A 16346-nucleotide genomic window follows, 5' to 3' on the forward strand; every position below is an offset into this window, starting at 1 on the left:
ATCATCCCACCCGACTGATTACAATATCTCCAATAAATACGCTAACTGTAATCTCCACACGCTTGCCGACCGACTCAAAATCAATTGTTTTACTATTAATATGGTTCATGAATCCTTCGGTCATATCGCTGAGAATATTCATGTCTCCGATAAAGGAATTACCTTCTGCTTTGAAAGCCACTTCTACGCCGCTCGGAATAAATACTTTAACATCCCCGATAAAAGCAGAAATGGTCACCGGTGTCACGCCATAAGGAATCTGTGCTCTTGTCAGATCCAGCATCGTATCCCCAATAAAATGCGAAATATTCAACGGTTTGAGTTCAAAGTACTCTTTGCCGATATGCACATCTCCGATAAATCCTGACCGATGTTCTGCATGACCGCGTCTGGACCTGCAGCTTCTTCCTTTATGATACTGCTTCCACTGCTCATGATGCCACTGCTTATTTTGGTGGTCTCCATTCATTTGTTGTCTAATTTTCTGTTTGAATTGCCGCTTGAACTGACGCTTATCCTTCTTCCAGTCACCTGTAGATGGATAATCATAGTAAGATGCAGGCGGAGGCGTGCTCTGTTCATAGGGACCCTTTTCCTGAAAAGCCGGATCGTGCCGGTATGCCCGCTCGGATGGCTCCTGATACTGCTGTCCGAATCCCTGCCGCGGCTCTTCGTTCGGCGGTGTCTGTGTGCCCATTTTCTCATTAAACAAATCGTCCAGCGGAGAAGATGCAGGCGGAGGCGGCGGGGCACTGTAAGAAGGCTCCGGGGTCTCCGGCGGCTGATGCTGATCCTGATGGCGACGGCGTTTTTCCTTTTTGCTGAACAGTATTTTCAAACCGGCAGCTACGAGGAATACCGGCAATAGGAAGCGGATCATCTCGCCTATCGAGTAATCGTAAAATCCAAGATTGCGTCCGAGGAAATATCCACCCAGAATGGTCATAATCCAGCCGCCGATATCTTTTTTGCATTTGAACAGCAGCTCATTCAGGCCAATCTCCAGCAGAATCAATGGCCATAGCAGGAAAAGTACATCACTGAGACCCCATTCGATCATATTCATCCGGTTCAGGAGGAAAACAATGCCGACCCCGATCAGGGACAATCCCCAAAAGGTTTTACGAAACATATATCTGTTCATATCCGTTCCTCACTTTCCTGTATTCCAGCTCAATCTGTATGTCTTATACGTAGTGTACCTGCAAATTCATCTTCATCATAGCGGCAGCAGGATGAAAGTGTACTCGGTCTGCAGACCGAGGCGCTTGGCAATAGCTGATGGATTATACAGCTGTGCGATAAATTTGCTGCAGGACAACCGGGGATACGGCATAGCAAAAACCCTGATCCTGTATAACAGGATCAGGGTTTCGTAGACTCTCTACCTACTGTATATCCGCTCTGTTGGCCATCCATGCACAACCGAACCGATAACTACCGGGAAGGAATAATTTTAGAAAATGGTACGGTCTGCGATCTGCTGGCTCAGCAGCTTGGCTGCTTCTTCCAGTGGCATGGTACCGATATCGCCTTCGCCGCGTTTGCGGACCGAGACGCTGTTTGCGTTCATCTCGTTCTCGCCAATAACGAACATATAAGGGATTTTCTCTAGCTGGGCTTCACGGATCTTATAGCCAAGCTTCTCGTTGCGCAGATCGGCTTCAACCGTAATGCCGCTCAGACGCAGCTGATCTTCGACTTTGCGTGCATAATCGTCAAATGCAGTCGATACCGGAATGACTTTGGCCTGTACCGGGGACAGCCACAGCGGCAGCGCACCGATAAAGTTCTCCAGCAGGAAGGCTGTAAAGCGCTCCATTGTACTGATTACACCACGGTGGATAACGACCGGACGGTGCTTCTGTCCATCATCTCCGATATATTCCAGTTCAAAGCGCTCCGGCAGCAGGAAGTCAAGCTGTACAGTGGACAGTGTCTCTTCTTTGCCCAGTGCGGTACGGATCTGCACGTCCAGCTTCGGACCGTAGAATGCCGCTTCGCCTTCGGCTTCGAAGAACGGCAGTTCCAGTTCTTCCACAACTTCGCGCAGCATACGCTGAGACATTTCCCACATTTCGTCGTTCGGGAAATATTTCTCGGTATCCTGCGGATCACGGTAGGACAGACGGAAGCGGTATTCTTCGATACCGAAGTCTTTGTATACCTGCTGGATCAGCTGGATAACACGGGCGAATTCGTCCTTGATCTGATCCGGACGAACGAACAGATGCGCATCATTCAGTGTCATCGCACGTACACGATGAAGTCCTGTCAGGGCGCCGGACATTTCGTAGCGGTGCATCATGCCCAGCTCGGCGATACGGATCGGCAGATCACGGTAGCTGCGCAGATCGCTCTTATACACCATCATATGATGCGGGCAGTTCATCGGGCGCAGTACGAGTTCTTCGTTATCCATGGACATGACCGGGAACATATCTTCCTGGTAATGCTCCCAGTGACCGGAAGTTTTGTATAACTCGACATTACCGAGTACCGGCGTATAGACGTGGCTATAGCCCAGTTTTTCTTCCAGATCGACGATGTAACGTTCGAGTGTACGACGCAGCTTGGCACCGTTTGGCAGCCAGATCGGCAGACCCTGACCTACGAGTGAGGAGAATGTGAACATCTCCAGCTCTTTACCAAGTTTGCGGTGATCGCGTTTCTTGGCTTCTTCCAGGAAATGCAGATGCTGTTCCAGTTCCGGCTTTTTGTTAAAAGCTGTTCCGTAGATACGCTGCAGCATTTTGTTTTTGCTGTCACCGCGCCAGTAAGCACCGGCTACGCTCAGCAGTTTGAATACTTTCAGCTTGCCTGTGGAAGGTACATGCGGTCCACGGCACAGGTCGAAGAATTCGCCCTGGTCATACAGGGTAATGATGCTGTCTTCCGGCAGTGCCTCGATCAGTTCGATTTTGTAAGGATCTTCGAGTCCACGGAAAATCTCCAGCGCTTCCGCACGGCTCACTTCACGGCGTGTGACCGGCAGATTCTCGTTTACGATGCGTTCCATTTCCTTCTCGATCTTTTGCAGATCTTCCGGGTTCAGGGAATGCTCCAGATCCATATCGTAGTAGAAGCCATCTTCGATAACCGGGCCTACGCCCAGCTTCACTTCTTTGGCACCGAACAGACGCTTAACCGCCTGTGCTGTCAGGTGGGCCGTACTGTGACGGATCACTTCCAGGCCGTCCGGGCTGTCCGCCGTTACGATCTCGACCAGTGCACCGTTGTGCAGAGGAGTGTTCAGGTCAACGACGATACCGTCGAGCTTACCTGCCACCGCGTTTTTGAACAGACTTTTGCTGATGGAAGATGCGACATCTCCGATATTGTTTCCTTCTTCATACTGACGGACCGAGCCGTCGGGCAATTTGATTTCAATAGCCATGGTAAGTGTTCCTCCTTGTGAAAGTTACTTCTTTGATTCATTAAAACAACAAAAAACGCCCGTCCCGGTAAAGGGACGAGCGCTGTAGTATATATGCCCGTGGTTCCACCCTGATTTGATTCTGGTGACAGTGCTGTATGCGTCTGATCGGCTCCGGTTCCCTTAAAATGCAAGGGATAACAGGAGGAACAACGCAGCGGCTGCTGGACAGAATCCTTCATTGCATCGGGTAACGGCGATGAACCGATGGAGCTTACTGCCGGACTTATGTAACATAAATTGCCGGGTTCAACATCATAGCTCGGAAGTGGTAAGGTCATAGCTGTCACGGGAGGAAATTGCAGCATGTTGATTTCCCTCTCTCTAACCGGACGGTTCCATGTCTCGTGTCTTCGTCATTGCTCATGTATTCATTTGATTGCTGTGCTTCAATCATTATAAAAGTGTGATCCATACGCGTCAAGCATTCTGCACGAATTGTTACTTTATACAGGGATAAGAGAATGTGAATAGATGTGTCTGGATGCAGAATAATGGATAGTCCTATTCAAAAGTAATCTGCTTGACTACCTTGTCCTCAAAGCTGCGGACGGTAAATGTGCTGCCTTCCAGGATGCCGTAGGAATGCGGATAGTCTTCTTTGGGCAGAGCGATCGAACCCGGATTAAGCAAATAGATGCCATCCCGCTGCTCGGCTACCGGGATATGCGTATGGCCCTGGATAAACACATCTACCGGCTTCAACTGCGGCAGATGTTCCATGCTGTAACCATGTCCGTGAGTGACATAGATTTTGCGGGATTCATGATAAAGGATAACATAATCGCCCATCATCGGGAACTGCAGCAGCATCTGATCAACCTCAGCGTCACAGTTGCCTCGCACAGCAATTACCTGATGTCGGTAGCGATTGAGCGTATTGGCCACTTCAGCCGGGTTGTACTCATCAGGCAGCGGATTGCGGGGACCGTGGTACATATAATCGCCGAGCAGAACGATCTGTCCGGGCTTTTCCTGCTCCACTTTCTCAATCGCACGGTTCAGCCAGTGCAGGGAACCATGGATGTCGGAGATGAACATGATTTTCATTACTATACCTCCTTAGTATAGATGAATTCAGAAGTGCATATAGACTTTTCGAGCAGCTGTTATATAGTAGATGATTCTTCATATATAATGTAGCATAATGTCCTGAAATGAACTAAGGATCATATTAAAAGGCTCTGTAACCCGATTATGGATTACAGAGCTTTTGTCTTGTCTGTATAAAAGGGGAATTAAGCTGCTCCCTGATTAGTTCTGCATGATAAAGTCACGCTGGATTTTTTGGCTCTCATCGTCAAATACTCTAAGAATATTGTACTTGGTATCGCGCTGTGCAGGAATTTTGCCTGCTGCACGAATGATGTCCAATGTCTGCTCAATATTGACCTTATGCGTTGTACCTGCAGCGGATACGACGTTTTCTTCCATCATCGTGCTGCCAAAGTCGTCGCAGCCATAGCTCAGCGACAATTTGCCGACTTCCGGTCCCATCGTTACCCAGGAAGACTGGAAGTGCTTGATGTTGTCGAGCACGATGCGGCTGATCGCCACATTTTTGAGATACTGCTCCGGCGTCTGCTTCTCTGCCTTCATGTTGGTATTATCCGGCTGGAATGTCCAGGAGATAAATGCCAGGAATCCTTCAGAATCGTAGCCGTTCTGAATGCATTCATCCTGGGCTTCGCGAACACGCAGCAGATGCAGCGCACGCTCTTCCATGGATTCACCAAAGCCGATAACCATCGTTGCAGTCGTGTTCATGCCGACTTTGTGTGCTGTCTGCATCACGTCCATCCAGTCGCGCCATGAGCCTTTGAGCCGACTGATTTTGCGGCGTGTACGGTCATCCAGAATCTCGCCGCCGCCACCTGGCAGGGAATCAAGTCCCGCTTCGTGAATCGCGCGGATCGTATCTTCCATCGACATGCCGGACAGCTGCTGCATTTTCATAATCTCTGCCGGGGAGAACGAATGCATCGTGATATTCGGGAAATGTTCTTTGATTTTGCGCAGGATATTCAGGTAGTATTCGAAAGGCAGTTCAGGGTTTACGCCGCCCTGCATCAGAATCTCTGTGCCGCCTACATCTTCGGTTTCCTGAATCTTTTGCAGGATCACTTCGTCAGACAGTACATACCCTTCGGCAGAACCGGGACGACGGTAAAAGGCGCAGAAACGGCAAAATACGTCGCATACATTGGTGTAATTGACGTTACGTCCGATAACAAAAGTGGTGATCGGATCAGGGTTTTTGCGAATCATCAACTGGTTCGCGGTATGGCCCATTTTCTCGATCTGATCGGATTCATATAGTGCAATAGTATCTTCCAGGTCCAGACGTCCACCTTGCAGGGCTTTTTCCAGGATATGATCTACTGTATTCATATTATAGCCTCCCTATAACCTATTTCAGGCATCAAGGTATGATGTCGAAAAGTAAATTGGATGTTGTTCTGTTCATATTCCAGTAATTTCATATACCCGCTATATCTAAAAATTAAAATAATTTTGATAGCGACATGTCTTATCGTAACATATTTCACATTTGAAAAACAGGGATGGAAATGACAGTCCGGTGATTTTTGCGATAAAAATACAATTTTCGCACTATGTTACAGAAGCTTTCTTCCTACTCTCAACCGGACCAACATCGGACCTGCCTGATTCCGACTCATCGGCATCCTTTACATATCCACTCAGCTGCCTTCGATTACCATATACTTGCCACTTATATAAAAAGGAAGACGCCTGCACAATAAAGGCGTCTTCCTGCTATACGCAGCTGCATCTGCTATTGGATCATTATATCGCAGCCTGCTTCATTCAAACCGTATGATCTGCTATTAAAAGGACCGAATCTCTTTGGCTCACCAACCGATCAATTGCCAAATTCACGCGGCGAGTTGCCCTGGCCGTTCGAAGCAATGGTACCGCCATCGACCGGCAGAATCACACCGGTAATGTACTGTGCATCCGGGCTGGCCAGGAACAGATAGGCAGGTGCCACATCTTCGGCATCGGCGATTCGCTGCAGCGGCACACGGGACTTGAATTTCTCGACCAGCTCCTGTCCGCCCTCTTCCATCATCGGCTTGGTCATTTCAGTTACGGTAAAGGCTGGAGCAATCGCATTGACGCGTATGCCTTTCTCACCGAGCTGCAGTGCCAGCGATTGTACAAACAGGCTGATTGCACCCTTGGTCGCATTGTATGCCGGGTGCGGCCAATCACCAGCCAGACCGGAGACGGAAGACGTTGCAATAATGGATCCTTGGGATTTTTCCAGATGCGGTACGACTGCCCGTGCCAGATATACCTGTGAATCCACATTCGTCGTACGCATATTTTCCCAGTCTTCGTCAGTCAATTCTTCGATCGGACCGGCTACCGATACACCGGCGTTGCTGATCACGACATCCAGCTTACCGAAATGATCCACCGTTTGCTGTACAAGCGCATCGACTTCGGTACGCTTGCGTACATCGGTCGGTACGATCAGGTATCGGTCATCGCTGTAACCTTCCACGATTTCTTTCATTTTATCTTCACTGCGCGCAGCGAGTACCACATTCGCGCCATTCTCCAGAAATGCAACAGCTACGGCACGTCCAATCCCTGTGCTTGCGCCGGTAATCAATACAATCGAGCCGTCAAAAGGATATTTGTTCTGTGTCATATGCAGTTCCCTCCGTATTTACTAATCAAATTCAACGTTCTCACGTATGGTCATTACCCGCTGAAATAGAATATAAACGATGGTAGCGTATACATGAGAGAAATGAATGTACAGGCTAGAAACCGACTGTCACATTAAAAGTCGGTATGTTCGTATTGACTTGCTCTCTGGATATGGATTCCGCTCATCAGAGCAAGCAGGCTTACTGCGATTGTGTAAGCTTACAATACAAGTATACGTAAGCACTTTGCCATCTGATATAAACACCATCATAATTTTCCGGAAATGTTTCTACAATAAAGAAAAAACTCCCGTATGCAACAGGAGTTGTCGTAACCCATCCATCTATTCACTCATCTATTCATCTAGCTATTCAACCTATACCTGCTTTCTTTATCTGTAAAAAGCTGTGTAGCACTAAAGAAAGGTTCTGCGAATCATCCTGCTCCTACGCCAGCGCCTGCTCCAGATCGGCGATCAAATCTTCCACATCCTCCAGCCCCACCGAGAAACGCAGCAGTCCGTCGGTAATCCCTCGTTCTGCCCGGACACCTGCACCCATGGCGGCGTGGGACATCGTTGGCGGATAGGAGAGAATGCTTTCAACGGCCCCCAGACTCACTGCTACGAGCGGCAGCTGCACCCGGTCCAGCACCTGCTTGGCACGCTCGCCGGAACCGACATCAAAGGAAATGACCGAGCCGAAGCCTGTCGATTGGCTCACATGCACTTCATGACCAGGATGATCCGGCAGTCCCGGATAATAGATACGGGAAATATCGCTACGGCGGCTCAGCCACTCGGCCAGTCTAGCTGTGCTTTTCTCCGAATGGGTCATTCTCGCACCCAGCGTCTTCATCCCGCGCATCAGCAGCCAACAGTCCTGCGGTCCGAGCACACTGCCAAAGCTGTTCTGCAGCTGCTTAAGCTGCTTGCCCAGCTGCTCGGTACGCGTTACCGCCAGGCCGGCCAGCACATCACTGTGACCGCCGAGGAACTTGGTCGCACTGTGCAGGACAATATCTACCCCCAGCTCGATCGGCCGCTGGTAATACGGAGTCATAAACGTATTATCCAGCAGCGTCAGCAGATGATGCTCTCTCGCCCATTCGGTTACCGCATGAATATCGGTAATTTTCAGCGTCGGGTTGGAAGGGGTCTCCATATAGACGGCGCGCGTATTCGGACGCAGCGCTCCTTTGACCTGTTCCAGATTGGTCATATCGACAAAGGAAATCTCGATATTCATCCGGTTGAGAATCGTCGTCAGCAGACGATACGTTCCTCCGTACACATCCTCGGTGACGATGACATGCTCACCCGCAGACAGCAGGAAAAATGCGGTCGATATTGCTGCCATTCCCGATGCAAAGGCAAATCCGTTCGTTCCTCCTTCCAGCAGGGCGATATAATCTTCCAGCGCCTGACGTGTCGGATTGCCGGAACGACTGTAATCATGCTGCGGCGGGTTCAGAATATCTTCCTGGTGAAAAGTGGATGCCTGGTAGATCGGCACACTCGACGCCCCTGTCGCCCGGTCAATCTCTCCGCCAAAATGAATCAGCTTCGTATCGAATCCGCGTGCCTGCTGCGATCCAGCAGCAGGATGACCGGCGGACACAGTCTGGTTATGGTTATGCTGTCCATTTCCACTCATCCGCTCATGCTCCTTCCACTTCAAGACGTGCAGCTTCCAGCGCCTGATCCAGATCCGCGATCAGATCATCCACATGCTCGATGCCGACCGAGAAGCGAAGCAACCGATCATCCACACCAATCGCATCACGAATTTCCAGCGGAATATCCGCATGCGTCTGGATCGCCGGATAGGTCATCAGCGACTCTACACCGCCCAGACTTTCGGCAAAGGCAATCAGCCGGATATGACGCAGCAGCGGCTCGACATAACGTGCATCGGTCACTTTAAAGGAGAAAATGCCGGTATTGCCGCTCGATTGTCGATTCTGTACATCATGGCCCGGGTGGTCCGGCAGCGCAGGATAGTATACCTGGGCAATCTGCGGATGCTGCTGCAGATGAGTCGCGATCGCTGTGGCATTGTATTCATGACGCTCCATACGCAGAGCCAGCGTCTTCATTCCGCGCATCAGCTGGTAGGAGTCTGTCGGTGACAGCACCGCGCCGATGGAATTGTGCAGGAAAGCCATCTCTTCGGACAATTCCTTGCCTTTGGTAATGATCAGACCGGCCAGTACATCGTTGTGTCCGCCCAGATACTTGGTTGCACTATGGATTACGATATCCGCTCCCAGTTCAATCGGACGCTGGAAAAACGGTGACAGCAGCGTATTATCCACTACAGTCAGCAGATTATGCTGCTTGGCCCAGCCGGTTACCGCGGCAATATCGGTAATCATCATGAGTGGATTGGTCGGTGTCTCGATAAATACAGCCCGGGTATTGTCCTGACGGATTTTGTCCATGGCTTCCAGATCATTGGTATCCACGTAAGAGGCGGTAATGCCGAACTTGGACAGAATGCGCTCCAGCAGACGATACGTTCCGCCATACAGATCCAGCGAGACAATCAGATGATCGCCCTGTCCGAACAGGGAGAAAATAGTCTGCAAGGCGGCCATACCGGAACTACAGGCAAATCCGGCATCACCTGACTCCAGCTCGGCAGCTGCCTGTTCCAGTACCGCCCGCGTCGGATTGGTCGTACGGATATAGTCAAAGCCTGTACTCTTGCCGAGTGCCGGATGACGGAAAGCGGTAGATTGATAAATGGGGAAGTTGATCGCTCCGGTTACCGGCTCCTGTACAGAGCCGATCTGTGCCAATCGGCTTTCAATATTAAGGGATGAATCCTTTGCATTATGGTCCGTCATTCGTAATTTCCTCCTCTGGGGTATATGAGCCATGAATAACTGTACTGCGATTGGTTATTGGAGTTCCCAGGAATGTATATGATGCGGAAAGTCCAATTGAGTTAACATTTCCAAAAGGTTATATCTTTCATTCGTAGAAACAGGTCAGCGTTAAATGGAATACTGTCCTACTTGCGCCTTCTCGTTGCCCAGATCATATGGAGTCTCCTGGTACACATAATAATTCAGCCAGTTGGCAAACAGCAGATTGGCATGTGCACGCCAGGTGGACGGCGGAGTACGGGTTGGATCATCATTCGGATAATAATTTTTCGGAACGGCGATATCCATGCCTCTGGCGATATCACGGTCATATTCCCATTTCAGGGACAGCGGATCGTATTCGGAATGACCGGTGACAAAGATCTGCTTGCCGTCGCGCGTCGCTACGATGTATACACCGGCCTCTTCGGATTCGGACAGAATCTCCAGCTCTTCGACTTTGGCGATATCTTCATGCCGCACTTCGGTATGACGGGAATGCGGCGCATAGTATAACTCGTCGAATCCGCGCAGCAGTTTGACATTAGTCTTGTTGAGCGTATGCGGGAATACGCCAAAACATTTCTCCGGCAAATCCACTTTGGGAATACCGAAATGGTGATACAATCCTGCCTGCGAGGCCCAACAGATATGCATCGTCGAAGTGACGTTGGTCTTGCTCCAATCGAAGATCTCCTGAATCTCTTCCCAGTAATTCACATCTTCAAAGTCCAGTGTCTCTACCGGTGCACCGGTAACGATCAATCCGTCAAAGCGCAGATGCTTCACTTCCTGGAACGTTTTGTAAAAGGTGTTCAGGTACTCGGCAGATGTATTTTTGGAAGTATGGGATTCGGTATGCAGCAGATAGATGTCTACCTGCAGCGGACTGTTCCCGAGCAGACGCAGCAGCTGGGTCTCGGTCGTCTCCTTGGTCGGCATCAGATTGAGCAGCGCTATTTTAAGCGGACGAATATCCTGATGGTACGCATGGGATTCATCCATCACAAAAATATTTTCTCCAGCCAGTACTTCCTTGGCGGGCAGGCTGTCAGGGATTTTGATCGGCATGTTGATTCACTCCTTGGGATCAGTGTAAGTAGTATGGGGGTAGGTGCAGGATTGAGAAATCAGCGCCATATACGCAAAAAGACCTTTCTCTGTCTTGCACACTGAGAAAGGTCATATCCGTAGAGTTCACGTCTATAAGCGCCTCTCTCATCTGTCAGCAGATACCAGATACTTCATCGTAGGATGTACCTGTATCTCTGCTAGAATTAGCACCGTACGGTATATGACCGCCGGTTGCCGGGCTTCATAGGGCTAGTCCCTCCACCTGCTCTTGATAAGATTCGCTTTATTCAATTGTGTTAAGCCGAATTACTTATATCATAATTTATACTAATTTTGTATCTATCGTCAAGGGTGAATTGGTCCGATAAATAAGTTATCAGGCTCGATTGTTTTTAAAGCTTGAAAGCCTGCTGTCCCCACGGTATACTTAACAAGTATTTGACGTATTTTCATGTTTTTCATAAAAGTATTTGAATCCAAAGAGGTGAATTTCAAGATGGAAGGCGACCCGAGGCCGAGCTGGCAGTACAGGAAGTCACAACTGCAGGAAATGAACGACAATACGATACCGGAGGAGCGCGCCATTTTTGAAAATGCATTTTTTCATATACAGCGAAGCTTTAAATAAGTATGTATGATTGCCGTGTATTTTCCTGCTCACTTTAACCAAAAAAGGAGTAGAGGAATATGAAAATTCGGCACGTGAATGCTGGTAACTTTACACTCATTGAAGATATTAACGAAGCGCTGGTGGCTCCTGACGAAGGATTTTACTGGATTGACGCCGGTCTTGATGACCTAATCCTGCTTCAACCGCTGTTTATGCTGCATGATCTGGCGGTCGAGGACATGATGGGCGATGAAGAGCAGCGTCCAAAAATTGAAATCTACGAGAGTCATTACTTTATCGTGGTTAACAGCATCCGTTTCGATGATGAAGAGATTTTCCTGCGCGCTTTGAACATCTTCCTGGGACGTCATTTTATTATTACGGTGACCCGGCAGAAAATCAGTGAACTGCGGACACTCAAACCGATTTTGTGGGAAGAGGAAGTCAGCCGTCCGGATAAGTTTATGTATCTGCTGGTCGATCTGGTGGTGGATAACTACTTTACCGTCGGTGACCGGATCGAGGATCAGATCGATCGTCTGGAAGAACATATCCTGATGAACACCAAAAAATCGCATCTGAATGAAATTATCGGTCTGCGCGGCGAGATTCTCTGGCTTAAGCGTGTATTGGGTCCACAGCGTGAGGTCATTAACACGCTTAACAAAAAAGACCTGCGTCTGATCGACGATCAGCTGCAAAAATACTTCAGTGACGTCTACGAGAATGCGGTCAAAGTATCCGAGATGTTTGACACCTTCCGCGATCTGATGGGCAACTTGCGAGAAGCCTATCAGTCCAGTATCGCCAATCGGGCGAATGAAATTATGCGTGTGTTTACAGCGATTACGACCATATTCATGCCGCTGACGGTGATTACCGGTATATACGGAATGAACTTTGAATACATGCCGGAGCTGAAATGGCACTTCGGTTATCCGATGGTGATCGGCATCATGATCATTCTCGGTCTGACCATGTTCTTCACTTTCCGCAAAAAAGACTGGATCTGAAATGAATAAAGCTGTCCTGCTCCGTCGGTTAACGGAAAGCAGGACAGCTTTTTTGTCGTTACATTATGATTACATTGCAGCTATAGCCAGCGTCGCACGATGCATTCGCAAAAACGAATGCGGCATGACCGATTATGGAATCTCCATCCATCTCTCCATCGTCTCGGCATTCAGGTGAGTCAGGCTGGCGACGGTGAAATGCGCATGGTCAATGACGTGCTGGATACTGACACCAATCGTCTTCATGCCCACTTCCCGAACCGAGCGCAGACAGTCAGCCGAATCCTCGATTACCATGCAATGATATGGATGGATATTGACGGACTCGGCAGCGAGTACGAATACTTCCGGATCAGGCTTTGGATGTTCGATATCCTGTGCCTGAATGATGGAAGCAAAGAAACCATCAATACCAAGACGCTCCATAATCTCCCGCGCATCCGGACGATCCGTTGCAAGCAGGATCGTCACATTCTGTTCCTTGAGCTGCTGCAGCAGTTCCACCACCCCAGGCATCAGGTATTCACGATAAATATATTCATGCGACAGCGGGTTGCTCAGCACGCTTGGATCCCATTCTGCCTGCGGCTTGGCATCCATGGCGCTGTCCTCACCATCATCACCTTGTATATCTGCCGTTTCGGCAGATGGTTTGTGCGCAGATTCGTTCTGCACAGCAGGCTGTTTGTCCTGCTTGTCTGATGGTTCGGCATCCATATTGACGGATGCCTGTTCCTCTGAAGTCGCAGCAGAAGTACCCGCGGCTTCCGTACCCGTACTGGTGTCCGCTTCGTTGTCGGATGTCGACTGGGAGTCCCCCTCTACTGCCTCGGACTCCGGTTTGCCGTTACCTTCTGAAGATGGACTACCGGCACTGCCCAGCACCCCATTCTCCTCGTGTTCTACCGTCGGCAGCGGTTCTGGTATATATTCCAGGGAATTGGCAGGTGTACCGCCAAAATAAATATCCTGCTTCTCCGGCATCGGCATCAGCACACCTTCCAAACCGAAAATAACTGCCTGAAGGGCACGGTTTTTGATCACAAGGGGCTGGGTCAGGGCCACGAGCCGCTCATGTCCGTAATGCTCAATAATGAGCGGCTCGCCGCGAATCAACCGATAGGTCGTCAGATTACCTTCTATGGTAATCTCCAGCAGGCGTTTCTGGAACTGTACGCGGAAGCTGTAGCGTGTCCAGCCCGGCGGCAGTTTTGGTTCAAAATGAAGCCGTCCGGCATACTGGCGCATCCCGGCAAAACCGCCGACAATCGTCAGCCAGCTGCCTGCCATGGAAGCGGCGTGAATCCCGTCTTTGACATTGTTATGGAAATCATCCAGATCCATCCGTGCAGACTGGATAAAGAAGTCATACGCCGGGTCCATCGTGCCCATCTCTGCAGCCATGATCGCATGGATCGCAGCAGACAGCGAGGAATCATGCGTAGTCAGCGGCTCATAATAGGCGTAGTTGCGTACCTTTTCCATTTTGGTAAACCGGTGTCCCAGCAGATACATCGCCAGAATCAGGTCAGCCTGCTTGAGCACCTGATGGCGGTAAATAACCAGCGGATGGAAATGCAGCAGCAATGGATATTTCTCTGGCGGCGTATTTTCAAAGTCCCATATCCCCTTGTCCAGGAAAGAATCGTCCTGTCCAATCAGACCACTCTGACGGTGAATGTACATGGACTCTGCCGCACGTTCCCATACATCGATCTCTTCATTGGTCAGACCCATCGGACTGCAGATCATCGCTTCATAGGTATCAGGATCAGTGTCACACCATTTCTTCAATTCCCGAGCTGTAAACTCCAGCTGGTCCTTGACCATGATGTTCGTATAGGTATTGTTGTTCACCATCGCTGTGTACTCATCGGGACCGGTTACTCCGTTAATGCAGAATCCTTTTCCTGGAATCCAATCACCGGCAGACATAAAGAACCGACAGGTCTCCACGAGTATCTCCAACCCTTTGGTACGCAGGAATTCCTGATCGTCCAGCGCTTCAGTGTACTGAATGACTGCATGGGCTACATCCGCATTGATATGATATTGTGCGGTTCCACCCGGATAATAAGCAGACACTTCTTCCCCACCGATCGTACGCCACGGATAGAGTGCACCCGAGCCAGCCATTTCGGTGGCCCGCTCTCTCGCCTTGGGCAGGGTGTGATAGCGGAATTCCAGCAGCTGATGCGCCAGATCCGGCTGGGTATACAGGAAGAATGGCATAATATACGTCTCAGTATCCCAGAAATAGTGACCTTCATATCCTTCGCCTGTAATCCCTTTGGCACCGATATTCGTATGTCCATCACGACCGACAGACTGGAACAGATGAAAAGCATTGAATCGCAGTCCCTGCTGCAGCTTCTCATCGCCTTCTACCTGAATGTCCGCCGTCTCCCAAAATTCATCCAGACGCTGACGCTGCAGCTCGGCCAACGCCTTGAATCCGTCTTTCATCAGATCCTTGAGCGTAGACTCTGCCAGGATTGGCAGATATTCCACCTCATAATCCTTGGAGGTGTAATAGACAATGCCTTTCTCCAGCACCGCTTCCGTATCCTGCTTCAGGGTAAAGGTGAAATGTTTCTCCAGACGTTGTTCCTGCTCTTGACTTTTAAGCTTGTATTTGCGATTGGCCCGGTGATCGGCTGCACACCAGAGACGGAATTCGGTCTCCGATGTACGCTGCTCCAGCGCCATATGGGTACCTTCTTCATGCTTGCCAATCGTTTGGAGCACCTGGCCGGTAAAGGCTGCTCCGGCACGCGGATCGCCTTCAGAGATTTCATTATGCACTTCTCCATTCAGAGCGGATACCAGTGTGATCTCCCCGGAGAAATTCAGCGGTTTGACGGTGTAACGAATCATCGCCACATGCTTGTTGGCAAAGGATACCAAACGCTCAATCCGGATGGAAATACATTTACCGGTCCCGCTCTCCCATGTAATCTGTCGAGTCAGTATGCCGGTCTGCATATCCAGAGTGCGCTCATAATCGATCAGACGACCTGCCAGCAGATTGAAGCGCTCTCCTTCGATCCACAGCTCGATAATCTTGCTGTCGGTTACATTCAGCATCGTCTGCCGTTTTCGTGCGTAACCATAAGCTTCCTCACCATAAGTAATATCCGCCGAATCGTAAAATCCATTCAGATATGTACCATTCAGTGCATCCACTTCCGGTACATCCATACCTTCCTCAAAATGGCCTCTCATGCCGATATATCCGTTAGCCACGGTGAAAACCGTTTCGCTTCTGCGGTTATACTGCGGATTATATGAAGTCTCGCGAATCGTCCAGGGTTCTACTTCGTAGATCGTTGTTCCTTCTCTCATTCCGTTGGCTCCTTTCTGATTTGAACTGCTGCTTCAGATTGTGCTGCTTCTGATGATGATGCCATAACTTCCCATATTCATGCAGAATCAAATTGCATAAACATACCCTTTGAAATCATTAACCATATTTCAACCATGAAAGCTCTTACAAAGAATTTAAACTAAAATAAAATTCTGTCAGCCCGCTATACTGCAATCCCCCGCTATCCCGTCATACACTTTTGCACATATAAAAAAGTCCCTTTCTACTTATTGATTATCGAAAGGGACCTGCCTGTTTACAACTTGCGTGAAAATAACATATTTGATCTCA

General features: G+C 49.4%; 10 protein-coding genes and 1 riboswitch. Of the genes, 1 reads left to right on the forward strand and 9 read right to left on the reverse strand.

Going from position 1 to position 16346, the window contains the following annotated elements; all coding sequences use genetic code 11:
• Window position 1 precedes the first annotated feature (1 nt).
• The 8 genes from liaF to metA all read right to left on the reverse strand — a co-directional run bounded on the left by liaF (window position 2) and on the right by metA (window position 11062).
• Window positions 2-1144, reverse strand: coding sequence for a cell wall-active antibiotics response protein LiaF (gene liaF / locus M1D61_RS15625; RefSeq protein WP_458119585.1), 1143 nt, complete (start codon window positions 1142-1144; stop codon window positions 2-4).
• A 312-nt stretch (window positions 1145-1456) separates the two neighbouring features.
• A complete protein-coding gene (gene thrS, locus M1D61_RS15630) occupies window positions 1457-3397 on the reverse strand; it encodes a threonine--tRNA ligase (protein ID WP_458119586.1) in 1941 nt (646 codons plus the stop codon).
• 543 nt (window positions 3398-3940) lie between these two features.
• Window positions 3941-4486, reverse strand: coding sequence for a phosphodiesterase (gene yfcE, locus M1D61_RS15635; protein WP_458119587.1), 546 nt, complete (start codon window positions 4484-4486; stop codon window positions 3941-3943).
• Window positions 4487-4690: 204 nt separating this feature from the next.
• The gene (gene mqnC, locus M1D61_RS15640; RefSeq protein WP_458119588.1) at window positions 4691-5827 is read right to left on the reverse strand and encodes a cyclic dehypoxanthinyl futalosine synthase; all 1137 of its coding nucleotides are present in this window, start codon (window positions 5825-5827) and stop codon (window positions 4691-4693) included.
• Window positions 5828-6320: 493 nt separating this feature from the next.
• The gene (locus tag M1D61_RS15645; protein ID WP_458119589.1) at window positions 6321-7118 is read right to left on the reverse strand and encodes an SDR family NAD(P)-dependent oxidoreductase; all 798 of its coding nucleotides are present in this window, start codon (window positions 7116-7118) and stop codon (window positions 6321-6323) included.
• 448 nt (window positions 7119-7566) lie between these two features.
• Window positions 7567-8775 carry an aminotransferase class I/II-fold pyridoxal phosphate-dependent enzyme gene (locus tag M1D61_RS15650; protein ID WP_458119590.1) on the reverse strand — a complete coding sequence of 403 codons (1209 nt, stop codon included), beginning with the start codon at window positions 8773-8775 and terminating at the stop codon, window positions 7567-7569.
• Window positions 8776-8779: 4 nt separating this feature from the next.
• Window positions 8780-9970 (reverse strand): PLP-dependent transferase, encoded by a 1191-nt coding sequence (locus tag M1D61_RS15655; protein ID WP_458119591.1) that lies wholly within the window; start codon window positions 9968-9970, stop codon window positions 8780-8782.
• Window positions 9971-10120: 150 nt separating this feature from the next.
• Window positions 10121-11062, reverse strand: a complete 942-nt coding sequence (metA, locus tag M1D61_RS15660) for a homoserine O-acetyltransferase MetA (protein ID WP_046215491.1) — start codon at window positions 11060-11062, stop codon at window positions 10121-10123.
• A gap of 144 nt (window positions 11063-11206) precedes the next feature.
• Window positions 11207-11343, reverse strand: a riboswitch (SAM riboswitch).
• A gap of 409 nt (window positions 11344-11752) precedes the next feature.
• Between metA and corA the strand changes: the two genes are divergently transcribed.
• A complete protein-coding gene (gene corA, locus M1D61_RS15665; RefSeq protein WP_458119592.1) occupies window positions 11753-12688 on the forward strand; it encodes a magnesium/cobalt transporter CorA in 936 nt (311 codons plus the stop codon).
• Between the two features lie 132 nt (window positions 12689-12820).
• Here the strand turns inward: corA and M1D61_RS15670 are convergent, their stop codons facing one another.
• On the reverse strand, window positions 12821-16033 hold the full coding sequence (locus M1D61_RS15670) for an HAD-IA family hydrolase (RefSeq protein ID WP_458119593.1): 3213 nt from the start codon (window positions 16031-16033) through the stop codon (window positions 12821-12823).
• Window positions 16034-16346 lie beyond the last annotated feature (313 nt).

The sequence above is a fragment of the Paenibacillus sp. Z6-24 genome, assembly GCF_054161335.1.

Bases quoted from the DNA above. Each gene is read 5' to 3' on its own strand.
- M1D61_RS15670 (WP_458119593.1), bottom strand. From the start codon at position 16,033: ATGAGAGAAGGAACAACGATCTACGAAGTAGAACCCTGGACGATTCGC.
- yfcE (WP_458119587.1), bottom strand. From the start codon at position 4,486: ATGAAAATCATGTTCATCTCCGACATCCATGGTTCCCTGCACTGGCTG.
- thrS (WP_458119586.1), bottom strand. From the start codon at position 3,397: ATGGCTATTGAAATCAAATTGCCCGACGGCTCGGTCCGTCAGTATGAA.
- liaF (WP_458119585.1), bottom strand. From the start codon at position 1,144: ATGAACAGATATATGTTTCGTAAAACCTTTTGGGGATTGTCCCTGATC.
- metA (WP_046215491.1), bottom strand. From the start codon at position 11,062: ATGCCGATCAAAATCCCTGACAGCCTGCCCGCCAAGGAAGTACTGGCT.
- M1D61_RS15655 (WP_458119591.1), bottom strand. From the start codon at position 9,970: ATGACGGACCATAATGCAAAGGATTCATCCCTTAATATTGAAAGCCGA.
- mqnC (WP_458119588.1), bottom strand. From the start codon at position 5,827: ATGAATACAGTAGATCATATCCTGGAAAAAGCCCTGCAAGGTGGACGT.
- M1D61_RS15645 (WP_458119589.1), bottom strand. From the start codon at position 7,118: ATGACACAGAACAAATATCCTTTTGACGGCTCGATTGTATTGATTACC.
- M1D61_RS15650 (WP_458119590.1), bottom strand. From the start codon at position 8,775: ATGAGTGGAAATGGACAGCATAACCATAACCAGACTGTGTCCGCCGGT.
- corA (WP_458119592.1), top strand. From the start codon at position 11,753: ATGAAAATTCGGCACGTGAATGCTGGTAACTTTACACTCATTGAAGAT.